The organism is Paraflavitalea pollutisoli, from assembly GCF_029360705.1.
GTDB lineage: Bacteria > Bacteroidota > Bacteroidia > Chitinophagales > Chitinophagaceae > Paraflavitalea > Paraflavitalea pollutisoli.
Genome location: NZ_JARKMX010000008.1, coordinates 1,265,889 through 1,282,535, shown reverse-complemented (window position 1 = coordinate 1,282,535; position 16,647 = coordinate 1,265,889). Strand labels below are relative to the sequence as shown.

General features: G+C 48.1%; 15 protein-coding genes. 10 read left to right on the top strand and 5 right to left on the bottom strand.

The genetic code is table 11. From position 1 onward, the window contains the following. Positions 1–43 precede the first annotated feature (43 nt). Both P2W70_RS18920 and P2W70_RS18915 read right to left on the bottom strand, forming a co-directional pair. The gene (locus tag P2W70_RS18920) at positions 44–1,279 is read right to left on the bottom strand and encodes a glycoside hydrolase (protein WP_276483077.1); all 1,236 of its coding nucleotides are present in this window, start codon (positions 1,277–1,279) and stop codon (positions 44–46) included. A gap of 226 nt (positions 1,280–1,505) precedes the next feature. After that, entirely contained in the window at positions 1,506–3,011 is a 1,506-nt protein-coding gene (locus tag P2W70_RS18915; protein WP_276483076.1) for an alpha/beta hydrolase, read from the bottom strand. Positions 3,012–3,513: 502 nt separating this feature from the next. On the opposite strand from P2W70_RS18915, the gene P2W70_RS18910 reads away from it, so the two are divergent. From P2W70_RS18910 to P2W70_RS18880, 7 genes are all read left to right on the top strand, one after another. Then, positions 3,514–4,431, top strand: a complete 918-nt coding sequence (locus P2W70_RS18910; RefSeq protein WP_276483075.1) for a helix-turn-helix domain-containing protein — start codon at positions 3,514–3,516, stop codon at positions 4,429–4,431. A gap of 4 nt (positions 4,432–4,435) precedes the next feature. Beyond that, on the top strand, positions 4,436–4,771 hold the full coding sequence (locus P2W70_RS18905; protein ID WP_276483074.1) for a nuclear transport factor 2 family protein: 336 nt from the start codon (positions 4,436–4,438) through the stop codon (positions 4,769–4,771). Positions 4,772–5,502: 731 nt separating this feature from the next. Continuing rightward, positions 5,503–6,411, top strand: coding sequence for a DUF3347 domain-containing protein (locus P2W70_RS18900; RefSeq protein ID WP_276483073.1), 909 nt, complete (start codon positions 5,503–5,505; stop codon positions 6,409–6,411). Between the two features lie 41 nt (positions 6,412–6,452). Beyond that, a complete protein-coding gene (locus tag P2W70_RS18895) occupies positions 6,453–8,762 on the top strand; it encodes a multicopper oxidase domain-containing protein (RefSeq protein ID WP_276483072.1) in 2,310 nt (769 codons plus the stop codon). 627 nt (positions 8,763–9,389) lie between these two features. Then, complete coding sequence (locus P2W70_RS18890; protein ID WP_276483071.1) at positions 9,390–10,094, top strand: DUF4166 domain-containing protein; 705 nt, start codon at positions 9,390–9,392, stop codon at positions 10,092–10,094. A 225-nt stretch (positions 10,095–10,319) separates the two neighbouring features. Beyond that, positions 10,320–11,405, top strand: a complete 1,086-nt coding sequence (locus P2W70_RS18885; protein ID WP_276483070.1) for a hypothetical protein — start codon at positions 10,320–10,322, stop codon at positions 11,403–11,405. Further along, positions 11,389–11,820 (top strand): hypothetical protein, encoded by a 432-nt coding sequence (locus tag P2W70_RS18880; protein ID WP_276483069.1) that lies wholly within the window; start codon positions 11,389–11,391, stop codon positions 11,818–11,820. The genes P2W70_RS18885 and P2W70_RS18880 overlap by 17 nt, the downstream gene beginning before the upstream one ends. A 12-nt stretch (positions 11,821–11,832) precedes the next feature. Here the strand turns inward: P2W70_RS18880 and P2W70_RS18875 are convergent, their stop codons facing one another. Both P2W70_RS18875 and P2W70_RS18870 read right to left on the bottom strand, forming a co-directional pair. Further along, a complete protein-coding gene (locus P2W70_RS18875) occupies positions 11,833–12,228 on the bottom strand; it encodes a VOC family protein (RefSeq protein WP_276483068.1) in 396 nt (131 codons plus the stop codon). A 62-nt stretch (positions 12,229–12,290) separates the two neighbouring features. Continuing rightward, positions 12,291–12,641, bottom strand: coding sequence for a winged helix-turn-helix transcriptional regulator (locus tag P2W70_RS18870; protein ID WP_276483067.1), 351 nt, complete (start codon positions 12,639–12,641; stop codon positions 12,291–12,293). A 104-nt stretch (positions 12,642–12,745) separates the two neighbouring features. Between P2W70_RS18870 and P2W70_RS18865 the strand changes: the two genes are divergently transcribed. From P2W70_RS18865 to P2W70_RS18855, 3 genes are all read left to right on the top strand, one after another. Next, positions 12,746–13,501 carry an SDR family NAD(P)-dependent oxidoreductase gene (locus tag P2W70_RS18865; RefSeq protein ID WP_276483066.1) on the top strand — a complete coding sequence of 252 codons (756 nt, stop codon included), beginning with the start codon at positions 12,746–12,748 and terminating at the stop codon, positions 13,499–13,501. A 20-nt stretch (positions 13,502–13,521) separates the two neighbouring features. Further along, positions 13,522–14,292 carry an SDR family oxidoreductase gene (locus P2W70_RS18860; RefSeq protein ID WP_276483065.1) on the top strand — a complete coding sequence of 257 codons (771 nt, stop codon included), beginning with the start codon at positions 13,522–13,524 and terminating at the stop codon, positions 14,290–14,292. A gap of 142 nt (positions 14,293–14,434) precedes the next feature. Beyond that, on the top strand, positions 14,435–15,835 hold the full coding sequence (locus tag P2W70_RS18855; RefSeq protein ID WP_276483064.1) for a S41 family peptidase: 1,401 nt from the start codon (positions 14,435–14,437) through the stop codon (positions 15,833–15,835). Positions 15,836–15,918: 83 nt separating this feature from the next. On the opposite strand, the gene P2W70_RS18850 is transcribed toward P2W70_RS18855, so the two are convergent. Then, positions 15,919–16,524, bottom strand: coding sequence for a class I SAM-dependent methyltransferase (locus P2W70_RS18850; protein ID WP_276483063.1), 606 nt, complete (start codon positions 16,522–16,524; stop codon positions 15,919–15,921). Positions 16,525–16,647 lie beyond the last annotated feature (123 nt).

Genomic DNA, 16,647 nt, shown 5'->3' with positions numbered 1-16,647 from the left:
GTGGTTGCCCCGTACAGGCAACCATTTTTTTTGATTGTATGCGCTAGTACGAAACCAGTGTTGTTACACTTGAAGCGGGCAGGTTAATGCCAAAAGCGCCGCCAGTGATGGTAAAGCTATCGCTGGTGAGGTTGCTGGTACTGGTGGTGCGGTACCGGTTGAAGCCGGGCACGGTGACGCCGCTAATGGTGAAAGGCTGATAAGTGATGGCCGTATTTTGGTTGACGGCTACGATCACGATCTTCGACCCGCTTTTATAGGCGGTGGTGTACACGCCGGAGGTCGGGTTGGCGGTGCAGGAGATCTTGTTGTAACCCGGTCGCACCCATTTGGCCCAATGAGCGGCTACATATCCCCGCTTGGTGATGTTGCCGCTTTCATCGAGGAAGCCGTAGCTGCGGCGCAGGTACCACCATACGTACATGCTATAACCGGCATTCATGCAGTCGTGTATCTCTTTCGCGACGCCCAGTGCATCGTTCCAGTTGTTGGCATCGTTGGTGTTGGTGTAGTGTTCCGTCATCCATACTTCCTTACCGGGTGAATACACATACGGTGTTTTGCCATAGATATGACCACATACATACGTTGTTTTGCTGGCAGCGGTGGCATTGGCCAGATAAGTATCCATATAGGTCTTATCCATGTTAAACGTCTCTGGGGCCATGACCGGGGCACCCAGGTTGCTGCCTTCGGCAGCAACAAAGGCGGCTACTTCGGCGGCTGTGAGCAACATTGACTCATAGGTTACCGTGATATTGGGCTCATTGATGGGGCTGATGGCTGATACGCCTCCCACGGTGGTGCAGAAATTACGCAGGTGCGTAGCATATGCGGCGTAAGACGCCGTATTGAGTTTGCCCCCAACGATGTTGTTGTTGTTCTTCATAGATGCCGGCGCAGTCCATGCAGAAGCAATGACGGTAGCGCCAAATGATTTGGCGGCATCGATGGTGGGTTTCTCCGCTGCGAAATCGGCGCTGTTGGGTGATACACGCACCCGTAGAACACTCAGGCCAATGCCGCTGGAAGGGGAGAAGGCGGTGGTGCGTTGGGCGGTCGTGAGATCGGCGATCCATCCGCGGATGCTGGCGCCGCCATAGCCGCGGATATACTGTTGTACAGTGCCGGCATTAACGACGGCGGTGGCTTCTTCCCGGGGCTGGCGGCCCGGCGTTTCGTCCTGATCGATGTTGGTAGGCGGTTCGATGGTTGTCTGTTTGTCGCAGGCGGCAAACAGTACCGTGATGGCAAGTAAACCCGTTAGCATTCTTTTCATAGATGGGCTATTTTTGATGGTTATAAAATGACATGGAAATGGTGCCTGGATGGCGACCAGCAAACGGGGAGTTGCATCAAAAAAAAGCAGTGGAAGTAGTACTTGACTAAGTTATCGAATGTTTGGTAGGTTGATCAGGAGGGGGGGTGGTCCATTCGTCTCAAATTGAGTTGGAAAATTTCCTTATTTCAGTCGGTGACCGGGGAAATTTTAGCGACTCATCACATTACTCATAACCATACTTCCGTAAGAAATCACTCCTGAGCTTTGCCACCTGTTTGCTGAACCGCCTGTCGAACCAAATATAATGTGGAGCGCCTTCGAGGGTATGAAACTCGAAATCATTACCCAGCTTCGTCAGACTGTCGGCCAGTTCTTTGGCAAATGCATAATTGACACTCTGGTCGTTGGTGCCATGAATAATGAGGATAGGAGGGGGTCCCGGTCTCAATAGGTGCAGTGGTGATATTTTTTTGACGAGGCTTTTATCTTTCAGGTCGCGGGATATCCAGTCTGTATGCTCGTCTGCCACCAGGTTGTAAGCCCCTGCATTGACCAGGGCGATATTGGGCGAAGCACTGTATTGACGGTGGTCGGTTTTTTCATTCCAATCGTCGGCCAGTACGGTGGTCAGTACGAGGTGGCCACCTGCAGAATTGCCGGAAGCCACGATGCGGTGGGTGTCGATGTTGTACTCGCCGGCATGCGTCCTCAGCCAGCGAATGGCCGACCGGGCATCTTTTACCGCTTCAAAGGGTGTGGTCTCATAACGATCTGCCACCCGGTACTCGACCGACACGGACACCCATCCCTTTTTCGCATAAGCGGCACAATTATAAAAATCCCATTCCGGGTTGCCTTGCGTCCAACTGCCGCCGGAGAAGTAAACCATTACCGGATATTTTTTAGACTTGTCAATGCTATCCGGCAAAAACAGGTGCAGGTCCAGGTTGAAGCCATCTACCGTTTTATAGGTCATTATCAAATGTCCTTTTCTGGCTGCCGTGCTTTCTGTATATAAAGAATCTACCTCCCGCTTGTATCGTTCATTGGTGCAGGTAGCCTTGAAGGAGGCAATTACCGGCGCCAGGTTTTTGCTGCCCCAATTGTCGAGGTGTGTAGTGATGTAATGATGTTGCCAGTACTCCCTGCAGGTTGGGTTGGTAAAATAAACCGGTATCAGGTTCAGATAGGCATCGAGCCTTTTATTGTCTGACCGTTGGTAGGTCTTCTTCTTTACTTCCAGGGTCGTCTGGTGACGCAGGAATGCTTCGATGTAGCCACGTACATCCCGGCTATTTAGATACACCGGATTGTTGAAGTCTTGCCGGTGCCTGTCCAGCCTGCTTTGTGTGGCTTTCGATAAGACCACCTTTTTGCCTGCGTGCGTATCGTGGAAGTAGGGGTAGTCCAGGAGCATCCTGTCGAAGAAATAGTCGATGTCTCTTTGCTCTGTGGATAGAAAGGGGGTGTCGGCTTGCAGGCTGCTTTCCTTATACCTGGTCAGGTTGTGTTCGAAAACAGCGCGCAGGGAATCGATGGTCGCCAGGAATGCGGGCTCCGGTAACGCGTATATTTTAGCCCGGTTTGGGTAGTAGTAGGCTGCAAACTGGTTGCTGATCGATTTTTGGGCAGTCATATAATTTTTGCGTAAGGAGTCTGCCGCAGCTGGTTGCTGGGAATGGGCAGACAGGGAGACTGCTAACAGGAATACAATAGAGGTTCGTGCCATGGTCGACAGTTAGTTGGTAGGTGCAGTAAGGTTTAGTCGTAAGATAGCGGATTGTGGCCATTTACAGAAAGAATGCTGCAAACGCGTCGCCCCACAATTGTATTCACTCGTTCTCCAGAATAGGTATAAACACGGTATTTTTGTAGCCGCTCTGTCGTAAACTCGCGTTGGACAATACCCTTCTTTTTTTACTGTATGCTATCATCTTACACCTCAGCGTGGTGGGCTTCCGGCGCCATTTGCCTGCCGCCCGGCCGTTTTTAATCGTCCATATAGTTGTAGTCGTCAGCATGTTGGCGATCCCGCTCTATCACTTGCTGACCGATTTCAATGGTATGGGCGATCGTAGACAGTTTGTTGACACGTGTTTTTGTGATCCATAGCGGCCTGCTATTGGTGGCTAAAAAGCTACTGGTAGCAGGCTGTTCGTCATTTTGGCTACAACAAAAGTCAAACGGGCAACCTGTAATTGGTCGATCCTGCCGATCTTTGGTCAACAAATATGAAATCGGACCCTAGCATACCGCATTCATTCGATTCGATCTCTGCCTTGCACGAGGTATTGGGGTTTCCCAAGCCACTGCATCCGTTGATCAGCCTGGTCAATTATGCTGATATCGTAACGCCCTTCGACGAATTGCCGACTACGTTGTTGCTGAACTTTTATAAGATATCCTATAAGAAAAGCCTGACCGGTAAGGTCCGGTATGGACAAGGTTATTATGATTTCGATGAAGGGCATCTTTCCTTTGTATCGCCCCATCAGCTCATATCGGGGGGAGAGGAAGGCAATGACTATGCAGGGTATACCTTGCTTTTTCACCGGGATCTGCTGCGTAATTACTCGTTGGACGCAAAGATTAAAAACTATGGTTTTTTCACCTATGCTTCCAATGAGGCATTGTTCCTGTCTGATAAGGAGAAACAGGTGATCTTCCGGGTGTTTGAAAATATTAAGGAAGAACTAAACAATCCGATCGATGACACCACCCAAGAGGTGTTGGTGGCCCACCTGGAAGTGTTGCTGAACTACAGCAACCGCTTCTACAAGCGGCAGTTTATTACGCGCCAGGTCGTCAATAGTGAAGTGCTGACGCGGCTGGAACAATTGCTCCATGACTATTTCAATACGGACGAGCCTTTGCAAAACGGGATACCTACCGTAGAGTATCTCGCGCAGCAGCTTAACGTATCTCCGCGCTACCTCAGCGATATGCTGCGCTTGCTCACCGGTCAAAATGCCCAGCAGCACATACATCATGCCTTGATCGAAAAGGCCAAGGAGTACCTGGCCAATACACAACTCTCGGTAGGTGAGATCGCTTATCAGTTGGGCTTTCAACAGCCTCAGTCGTTCAATAAGCTGTTTAAGAAGAAGACCCATCTTACCCCGATCGCCTTCAAGGAATCATTCAAATAACAGTATGAATATTCGTGCATTTGTAAATGACTGGCTGTCGGCAGCCAATGCCTACGATATGGATCGATGGGTAGCTTATTTCCATCCGGATGCTACACTCGACGATCCTTCGGTGGGTAGCTCATTTATTGGTCATGAGGGCATCCGCCGGTATTTCGAAGATTACTTTATTGGGTATAATACCCAAACGAAATTGGTGAAGCTGACCGTGTCGGGTGAAACCGGAGCCCATGTGCTGGTCGATTTTACGGGTGGTTTTCCCGGGGGGCAGGTAGGGGGCACGTTTGAGTTGACGTTTCGCCATAACAAGATCGTGCTGGCGAAGGCGGAGTTGGTGTAGGGTTAGTAGCTGCTACGCTTCTATGTTGCCTCATTGAGTTATGTTGTAGCCAAAATAGCGGTTGGTAGCAGGTGGCCTGGCCTGGATGTTATAACTTTTTATTGTATACCGGCAAGAGGGAAAGTTATATCTTTGTGCCGTTGAAAAACTGGAAACTTCATATTGCATGTACTTTTCTGATTTGCCTGGGCTCCTTGTTGCTGCCCGGAAAAGGGGTCGCTTGCGACCATATGAAGGGTTCAGTGTCTACAGTCGCTACGCATAGTTCCCATGCAAGGGTTGCCGGCAAGGATATCAAACTACAGCCATGCGCTAAAAGCAGCCAAGCTTGCAACGGCAAAGAAAAATGCCAGGGAAAATGTGGCCATCAATCCTGCACCTGCACAGGTAGTTCCGCCTCTGCCATTCAAGTGTTACTCCATGCCAGGAGTATTGCACCGTTTGATATAGCGCGCCCACTGCGCTTCCAGGCCGGTATCGATGCCATCTCCCCTGGTTTCTGCTCCACCTGGCTCCTTCCTAAAATAAGCTAAACTTCAAGCCCCGACAGCCATCAGTGTGTCTATTCGTAGCTATTGGATGCTACGCGATCACGGTGAGGCTGTCCACAAGCTTCCTCTAGCTTCGCCCTTTACAACACGAGGATGGTATAGCCGTGCTTTTGAGTCTGGCAATATCTTCCCATGGGGGCCATGGTATCTAAATTATTGAACTTTCTATATACAGACAATATGAAAACATTTGTAAATAGCATGCTGTTGCCGCTGGCTATGCTGGTAACTGCCAACAGCTTCGCCCAACTCAGCAACGCAAAGACGCAGACCATAAAGATCAATGGAAACTGCGGTAGCTGCGAGAAGATAATTGAAAAAGCCGGGAATCAAAAAAAAGCAGCCATACTCGATTGGAACAAGGATACTAAAATCGCTACCATCACCTGGGATAGCACCAGTACCCAACTGGATGAAGTGCTACAACGGGTAGCCCTCGCCGGGTACGACAATGAACAATTCCTGGCGCCTGATGATGTGTATGCCAAATTACCAGCGTGCTGTCAATACCAGCGTGAACTCAAACCTGCTGAGGCAAAAATCGCCCACAGTGGTGTTGATACGTCTGGTGGTCATCAGTCGCACGGTGGTCATCAACAGCAGGGTGAGCAGGATAAGTCGCACGATGTACACAACGCTGGCAAACCACAATCGGTATCCTCACTGCAAGCAGTGTTTGACGGCTATTTTTTACTAAAGGATGCATTGGTCAAGTCTGATGCTACAACGGCAGCAACGGCGGCGAATGGCCTGCTTAAAGCCATAGCCGCGGTAGATATGAATAAGTTGGAACATCAGCAACACCTGGCCTGGATGAAGGTCGTCAAGGAGATCGAGGCCGCCGCAAATCGTATCGCGCAAACGAAAGACCTGGCTAAACAGCGGGATAGCTTTGCCCAGATGGCCGCGCCATTCGCAGCCCTGGCGAAAGTGGCCAAGCTGGCTAATACGATCTATTACCAGCATTGCCCGATGTATGGCAATGGCAAAGGCGCCAACTGGCTAGGCCGTGAAAACACGATCAGGAACCCCTACTACGGTAGCCAGATGCTGACCTGCGGCAGCACGGTGGAAACAATTACCAACTAGTAAGTTCCTTGATTGGGCTTGAAACTTTTATTTCGATTACCATGAAGAAAGCAAACGAGAAAAGGAAATTATATATTACCACTGCCTGGCTGTTGCTGCTTAGCGTGGGGGCTTTTTCGCAAAAGGTGATTCACTACGATCTGTACATGAAAGACACGGTGGTTAGGTATGGGGGCAAGGATAAAAGAGCCATTGCGGTCAACGGCCAGATCCCGATGCCAACACTGACCTTCACGGAAGGCGATACGGCGGAGATCGTGGTGCACAACCAACTGAAAGAAAGTACTTCCCTGCATTGGCACGGTATATTTTTACCCAATAAAGAAGACGGGGTTCCCTTCCTGACACAAATGCCGATTCCACCGGGTGCCGTTTATACTTACCGGTTCCCCATCATTCAGTCGGGCACCCACTGGTACCACTCGCATTCCGGGTTGCAGGAGCAGATCGGTATGTATGGTAGTTTTATTATGCATAAGAAGTCTGGCGACAAAACCTTCAGAAAGGGAATTGACGATCTGCCCGGGATACCGATTATCCTTAGTGAGTGGACCAATCTAAACCCCAATAACGTGCACCGTATGTTGCATGCGGCCAATGACTGGTTTGCCATTCAGAAGGGCGCCACACAGAGTTATGTTGAGGCGATCCGTGCCGGTAAATTCAAGACCAAAGTGACCAATGAGTGGAAGCGTATGATGGCGATGGATGTCAGCGATGTGTATTACGACAAAGTGTTAATGAATGGAGCCCATAGTACCCATCTCAAAAGCATCGATGGCAAAGCGCTCAAAGCCGGTGATAAAGTGCGTCTGCGTGTGTCGAATGGCGGCGCTTCTTCTTATTTCTGGCTGCGCTACGGCGGCGGGAAAATGACGGTGGTGGCCAGTGATGGCAATGATGTAGTACCGGTAGAAGTTGACCGGCTGATCATCGCCGTTTCCGAAACCTATGATATCGTGGTGACTATTCCGGCAGATGGCCTTTCGTATGAGTTTTCGGCAACGACCGAAGATCGTACACAATCTACCTCCTATTTCATTGGAGGTGGCCTGCGCCAGACCCTTTCGCCGATGCCACGCCTGAAATATTTTGAAGGCATGCAGATGATGAACGATATGATGAAGATGAATGGCGACCTGGACGATATGGGGATGAAAATGAGTTGGAACCAGATGGACATGAATGTGGTCATGTACCCGGAGATCACTGGCGAGGCAAAGAAGAAAGGTAAAGGTATGGCAGCGGAGATAGACCACAGCAAGATGGATCACAACAAGATGGATCACCATAACATGGTGGATACCGCCAATCGGTACAACGCCAATGCGCTCAGCGATATCGTTACGCTTAACTACGCCATGCTGCAATCACCACAAGGTACGCAGTTGCCGGCCGGAGCACCCGTCAGAGACATTCAATTTACCCTTACCGGTAACATGAACCGCTACGTGTGGAGTATGGACAATCGCGTGCTGACCGAGGCCGACAAGATCCCGGTAAAAAGGGGCGAAGTGCTCCGGATCACCTTGTACAACAACTCCATGATGCGTCATCCCATTCACTTGCATGGTTTTGATTTCCGGTTACTGAATGGCAAGGGTGGCCAGGCGCCCCTGAAAAACATCATTGATATCATGCCCATGGAAAAGGAAACCATCGAGTTCCTGGCCAATGAAGAAGGGGATTGGTTTTTTCATTGTCATATTCTATACCATATGATGGCAGGCATGAACCGTGTGTTTGCGGTGGGGGACTATAAGAATCCCGCCTTGCCTGATAAAGCCAAAGCCTACGGCATGCTGCAGCATGAAAGCAATATGCCGCACCTGATGGCGCAGAATGATTTCGCCACCAATGGAAATGATGGCGAGGCCATGCTGATGAATGCGCGGTGGAACCTGGGTACAGAATGGCGCCTTGGATACAATGACATGCACGGCTATGAGGTAGAGACACACCTGGGCCGATTTATTGGTAAAATGCAATGGCTGATGCCTTTTATCGGCTTTGATTGGCGATACCGTAAAATGGGGATCGATGAGCACGAAAAAAACCTGTTTGGTCAGGTCAATAAAAAGGACAACCGGGCGGCGGTCAGCCTGGGCGTCCTATATACCTTGCCGATGTTGGTGAACGTGCAGGCAGAGGTGTACCATGATGGTATTGTACGCCTGTCGATGATGCGCGAGGATATCCCGGTATCGAAAAGGCTGCGTGCAGGATTTATGGTCAATACCGACCTGGAATACATGGGTGACCTGCGCTATATTTTTACCCGTAACCTGGGCGTACGTGCGCATTATGATTCCGATATGGGCTTCGGTGCTGGGGTGGTGCTGACGTATTAAGTTGAAACCTGGCAAGGATGCCGCTGGAGCCTTTCTGCACCGGGCTATCCATTATCGGAAACTTGTCGAGGCCTGGAAAAAGTAAATGCCGTATAAATGGTATTTAGCCCTGAGCCTGTGTAAGGCATTGAAAACTGCGAAAATGACCAAAAAACGCCCGATTATCGGGCGTTTTTTTATGCCATGTTGCAAAAAAAAGCAGGCATTTAGTAAATGTCATACCAATTGATCCGGCGGTTGAAAAGCAGTTGTTTTGCTTATCTAAAATGATTGATATGGCAAGATGCATGCACTTAGCTGATCTCTTTACTGCCGGAATTCCGGGCCTGATCTGGTGGCTGATGGTCTGCTTTATGCCTGCAGATTGCCTACGCTCCTTAGTAAAATGGCCCCCGCTTCATAGAGCGTTCAGGCAATCCGTAGGCAATCCGGTGGCCATGCGGAGGCTTTATGGTGGCATACGGCAACCAGCAAGTGGTACTGATGCGTTCTGTGCGACAGGCTTTAACGGCTGCACTTACCTGCCGAGGTCGAATGAGGTACTGGCGATTGTAAGAAAACTGCCACGGCGTTTTTTCTATCTCGTTAGGTTTTAGTAATATAGAGCCTGTTTTACAACCAACCCCAATGAGCCATCCACCTGTTGACATAAAGCATATTTCGCCCTACCGCCGGCAAATGGGGCCAGCTTACGAGCAATTGCACCCGGAAATTCAAAAGCGATTTGATTTTTCAACGGCCAATAACATAGCCTTTATTGGGAGGGGGACCATGGATAGGATCTGGAACGGCAATAAGCTGGCTGTCTTTATTCTCAAGCTTTTGTCCAAAAGCAATATCCTCTTCCCGAGAGTAGGGAAAGACATTGCATACGAGATTCACAATTATCCGTACGTCGACAGATTTGGGAGAGAGGTGCATTCTATGAACCGGGTGTTTTATTTTTCGGACAGTGAACAGCGATTTGACGGGACGGCGACCTATAGCGAAACCAAACACCATATTGTGGAGTATTTGGGACTGGACCACCGGATGGTATTTGAAATGGGTTTGTCGGCTGAAAATGGAGCGATCCGGTTTACTTCAGGCAGACAATTTGCCTTTGTGGCAGGACTTAAGCTGCCGATACCAAGACTCATCAGGGGTAATATTGAGTTGTTGGAATGGTATGATGATGACAAGCAAAAGTTCTATCTCGACCTGAAAGTGACGAGCAAGCTATTTGGTCCGCTATTCGGGTTTACCGGGTGGTTCGATGCAGCCTACATAGACTTCCGTGGAAAGTCGATCCCTGAAAAGTTCAGGCCAACCAGACAGGAGAGCAGGGAGTGATCAACGAGAAATGAATGCCTGCTGTCAAACTACAGTAGGGCCACGACTTATAGAAGCGCTGTCGATCACACATCGGATTCAAATACTTGAACTGAAATACCATGTTATGACATGTGAAAGTTGTAAAACACGAGCCGCTTCCCTAGTTAGTTTTCAATAATATAGGTTCTGTATGGTTTTTCCAAATCTGCATAAAATAATGTTTGTTGTACATCTGTATAAAACATGATTCACCAAGAAGAAATATACGCAAAGCAGCTATACCGGGAATTGAAATCTGAATTCCGGGACAAAAGGAATAGTCTTTGGAGGTTTTTCGGGCTGAATGCCAGGCTGACAAAATCAGACATCGGAATCGTGCTAACCGCAGCTGGAACGCAATCTAACTGCTATGTTGCCAAAGAAGACAGGCAATGCACGGTTCATTGTTTTGACGTTAGCTTGTTGACTTTAGGTTATAAGGGTCCGGAGTTCTACATCAGCTTCAAGGAGCATGATGAAATTTTTGCGAGTGGGAGAACGTTTGATAAGCGAGTTGCTATCGAATCCATTAAAAATTGGATAGGAAATGAAACGCTTGAGGAGCTATATGGTAAATATCATTTCATTAATGAAGAAAAGAGGCGTTTAGAAAAGTTGCGATCTGACATAAACGCATCAAATGCTGAGTTGCTGAAGATTTCACAAAATGAGGTCATGGGAGAGCCCCATTGGTCTTACAAACTTTGGTTCAAGCATGAAAACAGAAGTTGCTGCGTTGACTATTATGGCTACGATGCAAATCCAAGGTATGTCTTTCATTGGCATGATGCCATTATTTTCAAGGCATCTGGCTCAAATTTAGAGAGACTTGATTCCTTAATAAAAAGATGGGTTTGTGACAAAGCCATGCCTTCGGTCTTGCAAATGGAATTTCCGACAATAGATTTTGGTAAACTTTCAGCTTATTACGAAAGTGGTATCGGTGTGGAAGGTGAGTTTGTCTTGAGTTGGGACAGTATTGAGGATTTTTATAAAGAACTTCAGCTTGATAACAAGACTGAAATTCTTCGCTTGATTAGGCGAATGAGGGAAAAGGGTTTTGATAGGACATTAAGAGCAGGTCAGTCTTTATACACCTTGGTACTTTCAAGATCTCGCAGGCATGGGCTCCGGGAAAATCAAAATAGTGTTTCATTTTCGTTCTGCTACATCAAATCAGTCATGGAAATACGTACGCAAAAGGGCGAAATATTTGAATTCGATAAAGTCGAGTATAACGACTCTGTTGAAACAATTTTGAAGGGGATTGAACTTGAAACCATCAACTGAAAATATGACCATAAGGGATAATATACAAAAACTCATAAAGCAGAATAGAGAAGTGGATGGTTTTCTGGAAACTGCCAGTAGCAACCATGCTGACGATGCATTAATTGATTATTTAAACTTTCTAAAGCAGTCAGGTTATAGCGGTGCTATGAGTTTGTATTTTGCTAACTTGCTGCAGTTTGTTAGCGATCCGGATCTGTCTGAACAATTTGGAGCAGAGGACATAGAACAACTATACGATAGCTTCCTGAAATTGAGTGAGAAGTGTTCAGATATCTATATTGATGCTGCGAGTTTTGCAGATCACACCTTGAATGACAAGGCTAAGGCGAAAAGAATAGCAGAACTTGGCATAAAAAGAATGCAAATTCAGATTGCCGAACTCGAAGCGTTATTAAGGGATGTTGCTTCCTGACAGCACACCAGTCTACATCTTATCCATCAACAGCACATTGAACCGGTGACCATCCGGATCGGCAAAGACCAGTACAAAGTAACCTGCCTTGTCCCTTCCCGCTTCCCGGAGGATGGTGCCACCTGCGGCCTTAACGGTAGCTGCAAATTCCTTCACTTCTTCTTCGGTATCGGCAGACAGGGTGAAGATGATCTCAGCACTGTCGCGCGCCCCCGTTTCAATGTACTCATCGATCTGTGACCCCTGTTCAAAAAAGTGAATGACAAATCCATTGTCGCCAAATTTATAGCTGGCCAGTTGAGGATAATCGTTGGCGCCATTTGGCGTAAAGCCAAGGGCCGTATAGAATTGGTTGGTACGTGCTACGTCCTGTACGCTGAAGTTGGCCCAGATCATTTTCGGTTTCATATGGTGCTTGTTTTACCGAAATATACGACATTAATAGCCAGATCGGGTAACGGTTGTGTTGCCTATTTGCCGGTAATCACCTTTCTATGTTTGATGCCCCAGTCCGTCAGGTTGTTGATGATGGTCTGCAGCGATTTGCCATGCGCCGTTAATTCATATTGTACCGTAACTGGTTGTGTGTCGAGTACCGTTCGTTTGATCAGCTGGTTTATTTCCAGTTCTTTCAGCTCTTTACTCAGCATCTTGTTGGATATACCATCGATGTCGCCGAGAATGTCGGAGAACCTTCTTTTGTTGTAATAACAAATAGACGAGATGATCGATATTTTCCATTTGCCGTACAATACATCCATCGAGTCCTGTACGGCCCGCATTTCCTTTTTGTACGCTTGTTCAAAATTGTTGCATTGCATATGTTACTTTGTTACCTCTGGGTTACTGTTACTTTTGGTAACAAAGTTACTAAAATAAATAAGACTGCTCTAACTTTGCAGTTCACCTAATAAATATTGGTCAAATGAGTAAGCTAACGAATAAAGTGGCGATCGTAACCGGCGCCTCTAAAGGGATTGGAGCATCTATTGCTCAACACTTTGCAGCAGCAGGCGCTAAGGTTGTCGTGAACTATGCCTCGAGCGCGACCGGCGCTGAAAAAATTGTTAAATCCATTAACGATAACGGCGGAACGGCCATCGCTATACAGGGGGATGTATCCAAAGAGGCCGATGTCGAGCGGCTGTTCGCGGAAACAGCAAAGGCTTTCGGCGGGCTCGATATCCTCGTCAACAATGCGGGCATTTATCAACACGCACCCATCGAACAGGTATCGGCGGAGTCTTTCCACCAGCAATTCAGTGTGAATGTATTGGGTTCTTTGTTTGCCATTCAGGCTTCGCTGAAGTTGTTTGGCGATAAAGGCGGCAGCATTATCAACATCAGTTCAGAAGCAGGCAAGATGCCGATGGCCGCTGGTTCTGTTTATTCTGCCACCAAGGCTGCGTTGGATGCGGTAACGATCGCCCTCTCGAAAGAGTTCAGTGGTAGAAAGATCCGCATCAATTCGATATTACCCGGTATTGTAGAAACGGAAGGTACGCATGCAGCGGGTTTTATTGGCAGTGAAACGGAAGCCAAGCTGATTGCCACTACGCCATTGGGGCGTTCCGGACAGCCAGCAGATATTGCTAAAGTCGCCGTATTCCTCGCTTCTGAAGATGCAGGCTGGATCACTGGAGAAAAGATCTCCGTGTCGGGCGGTGTATATGGCGTTTAATCATTCATGAAAAAGTAAGTATGAGTAAGTTAATCAACAAAGTTGCCGTTATCACCGGAGGTAATAGCGGTATCGGTTTCGGCATCGCCGAAGCATTTAAGAATGAAGGTGCGGTGGGTACGATCACCGGCAGAAATGAGGCGACCCTCAACGCTTCCATAGAAGCATTGGACAACCGCTTCATAGGTATCAAAGGTGATGTCACCAATATGGCCGATCTGGAGCAGGTATTCAAAAAGACCAATGACAAATTTGGTAAAATTGATGCCCTGGTGGTCAATGCCGGTGGCATAGTAGATGGCGTTCCAATGGGTGCCATCAGCGAGGTGACAGAAGAAAGTTACGACCGTTATATGGAGCTGAATTTAAAGAGCGCGTATTTCACCGTGCAAAAAGCACTTCCTTATTTGAGAGATGGAGCATCGATCATCCTGATCGGTTCCAGTGCTGCACACCGGGCAGCGCCTGGTATGGCGATCTATAGTGCTGCCAAAGCAGCGGTGATCTCATTGGCCAAAGGTTTGTCGCTGGACTTGTTGCCGAGAAAGATCCGGGTGAATACCCTGTCGCCGGGCTCTATCGATACGCCCGTGTTTGGTAAGATCGTACCGCAGGAGCAACTGGACGCTGTGAAGCAGGTGTGGATCGATATTACTCCCGTTGGCCGGCAAGGCATCCCGGCAGATATCGGTAAGGCCGCTGTCTTTTTAGCATCCGATGATTCGACGTTTATCGTGGGTACAGAAATCCTTTCGGATGGTGGTATGACCAATATCAGTTTGATGAAGTAAGGTTCGATCCTTGTAAATTGTTAATGAAACGTAAACCCGCGGCGTTGGCTGCGGGTTTACTTATTTACCAGTTTGCTGTTTTGTTATTTTGTTTATTTTCGGGCCCACGATTGGCTGGCCTTCCCTGTTATAAACTATCAACATGAAAAAGCGCCAGTGTAATCCTGTTTTTTGTAAAGTCATTTTTTCTGTCTTTTGCCTTTTGTTAGTCGTTGCCCAGCCTGGTTATTCGCAGGCCCTCTCCAACGAAAACGTACAATCAATCGTGCAAAAGCTGGCCACCAGCCTGGCTGATCAATATCCCTTTCCCGAGATTTCTGCGAAGTACAGCGCCGCCTTATTGAGTAATTTAAAAAGCGGTCAATACAATAACTATAGCGAAGCTGCACTGGCCAGCCGGTTGACGGCCGATCTGGCGAAGGTGCATAAGGATGTTCACCTGACCGTATTTCAGAACGAAGGTGTGTATAAAAGTCTGACGGGTACTCATAACAATGAGGAAGCTGCTGCAGCTGGTCCGGACCGGGAAGCAGAGCAGTACCGTCGTATCAATTACGGTATCCGATCCGTTGAGCTGGACCCGTTGACATCCACTGCCTATATCAACTTTCCCGGACCCTTTTTGGCCAGGCAGGAGGCCTTTGACGCGGCCGCTGCTGCTATGAATGTAGCCGCCAATAGTAAATATGTGATCATCGATGTGCGGCAGAACGGCGGAGGCTCCGGTGTGATGGGCCGTTTCCTGGCGTCCTATTTTTATGACGCGGGCGACGAACAGTTTTACCTGAATGGTTTTCACAAAGACCGGACAAAAGATGTGCAGGAGTGGACCTATGCTTTTGTGCCTGGTAAAAGAAATCCAACAGCCAAAGTGTATATCCTCGTAGGAAAGGGAACTGCTTCTGCGGCGGAAGGTTTTGCGTATGCACTGCAGAAGCTGCAACGTGCTACCATTGTAGGCGATAGTACGGCGGGGGCAGGCATTGCTGGTTCGTATGCACCGCTGGGCAACAACCTGGTTGTTTTTCTACCCGTCAAAATGGTGGTGGCGCCACATTCCAATACAGGCTGGGAAGGAGCGGGGGTAATACCGGATGCCTATACCGGAAATAAAGATGCCCTGACCGAAGCGCGCCAACTGATCATGAAAGAAATGTTGCAAGCGCCTGCGTCACCGGAAGAACGGGAGATCGTAGAATGGTTGATCGATGAAAATAACGTTGCGAAGCGCCCTGCTGCTGATGTCAAAACCAGGTATGCCGGATTAGCCCGCAAGTACAACAACAACCTGTCCATTACGTATGTCAACGATACATTTACCTGGGTAAGATCGGAACCGGGTAAAGCGATACAAAGTTTTACCCTAAAGGAGATTAAGCCCGATGTGTTTACGATCGTAGGCTTGAACAAAGACCATGGTGAGAGCAGTTCCCGTGTTTACATCGTTAGAAATGCCAGCGGACAAATTGAAAGTCTGACCCGCAAAACGCTGCTAAAGAACGGCACACTCTATACGGCAGTAAAGGCTTTCTTACCGCAATAATTAGCCAGCAAGGGCTTATCGTTCAGGTAAAGACAGGCAACCCTTGGGACTTCCATTCCAGGGGTTGTTTTTATGATCAGTGTCTAACGTTTTATCCAACACTTGAGCAAGTCGGACTCCAGCGACTCTACTTCTTCGTAACCTGGGGGCATCCTGTTCTCCAGTAAGTGGTAAGTGACTATTCTTGCCCCCACTGGTTGCTTGTCGAGTTTATCATACAGGCATTTGGTATAGTAATCGAACAGTGTGATCGAGTATTTTATTTTGTTATCAATCTGGTTTTCGTGTGCCAGGTGCTCATAAAACGAATTGAAGAAATAGAAGTGATCGTATTGTTTAAAATCGAGCCGGGTAAAATTGCCAGACAGAAAACGAACATTTGGCAATTGCAGTATGCTTTTGGCTGCGTTGGCATGGGCCACCAGGTCCGTCCGTTGTTCAATGCCGTAAAAAGAGGCCTTGGGAGCATAGTGAGCCCCAGCCAGGCAAAACTTGCCGACCCCGCTTCCAATATCCAGTATTTTTACTCCCTCCGTGGGAGTCAGAAAATTGGTGGCATATTCAGCCACCTTCAGGGAGGTCCATTGTTTAGTGGCCAGCCGGCGAATTTCCCGTGGATACAATTGGTGAAAGTCCTGATCTGATCGAAATGAGAAAGGACTTTGTGATTGGCTGGATGATTGAGACATGCATTAAAGACTTGGTGCACAAAGGTACTCATTGGGCATCCAATTTCCAGCAAGCGAAAACTTGCTCTCCGCAATAGGGTGGTGTTCATCTCGTATTTGATCATCTTATAATATATTTGCGGC

Bases quoted from the DNA above. Each gene is read 5' to 3' on its own strand.
- P2W70_RS18920 (WP_276483077.1), bottom strand. From the start codon at position 1,279: ATGAAAAGAATGCTAACGGGTTTACTTGCCATCACGGTACTGTTTGCC.
- P2W70_RS18915 (WP_276483076.1), bottom strand. From the start codon at position 3,011: ATGGCACGAACCTCTATTGTATTCCTGTTAGCAGTCTCCCTGTCTGCC.
- P2W70_RS18910 (WP_276483075.1), top strand. From the start codon at position 3,514: ATGAAATCGGACCCTAGCATACCGCATTCATTCGATTCGATCTCTGCC.
- P2W70_RS18905 (WP_276483074.1), top strand. From the start codon at position 4,436: ATGAATATTCGTGCATTTGTAAATGACTGGCTGTCGGCAGCCAATGCC.
- P2W70_RS18900 (WP_276483073.1), top strand. From the start codon at position 5,503: ATGAAAACATTTGTAAATAGCATGCTGTTGCCGCTGGCTATGCTGGTA.
- P2W70_RS18895 (WP_276483072.1), top strand. From the start codon at position 6,453: ATGAAGAAAGCAAACGAGAAAAGGAAATTATATATTACCACTGCCTGG.
- P2W70_RS18890 (WP_276483071.1), top strand. From the start codon at position 9,390: ATGAGCCATCCACCTGTTGACATAAAGCATATTTCGCCCTACCGCCGG.
- P2W70_RS18885 (WP_276483070.1), top strand. From the start codon at position 10,320: ATGATTCACCAAGAAGAAATATACGCAAAGCAGCTATACCGGGAATTG.
- P2W70_RS18875 (WP_276483068.1), bottom strand. From the start codon at position 12,228: ATGAAACCGAAAATGATCTGGGCCAACTTCAGCGTACAGGACGTAGCA.
- P2W70_RS18870 (WP_276483067.1), bottom strand. From the start codon at position 12,641: ATGCAATGCAACAATTTTGAACAAGCGTACAAAAAGGAAATGCGGGCC.
- P2W70_RS18865 (WP_276483066.1), top strand. From the start codon at position 12,746: ATGAGTAAGCTAACGAATAAAGTGGCGATCGTAACCGGCGCCTCTAAA.
- P2W70_RS18860 (WP_276483065.1), top strand. From the start codon at position 13,522: ATGAGTAAGTTAATCAACAAAGTTGCCGTTATCACCGGAGGTAATAGC.
- P2W70_RS18855 (WP_276483064.1), top strand. From the start codon at position 14,435: ATGAAAAAGCGCCAGTGTAATCCTGTTTTTTGTAAAGTCATTTTTTCT.
- P2W70_RS18850 (WP_276483063.1), bottom strand. From the start codon at position 16,524: ATGTCTCAATCATCCAGCCAATCACAAAGTCCTTTCTCATTTCGATCA.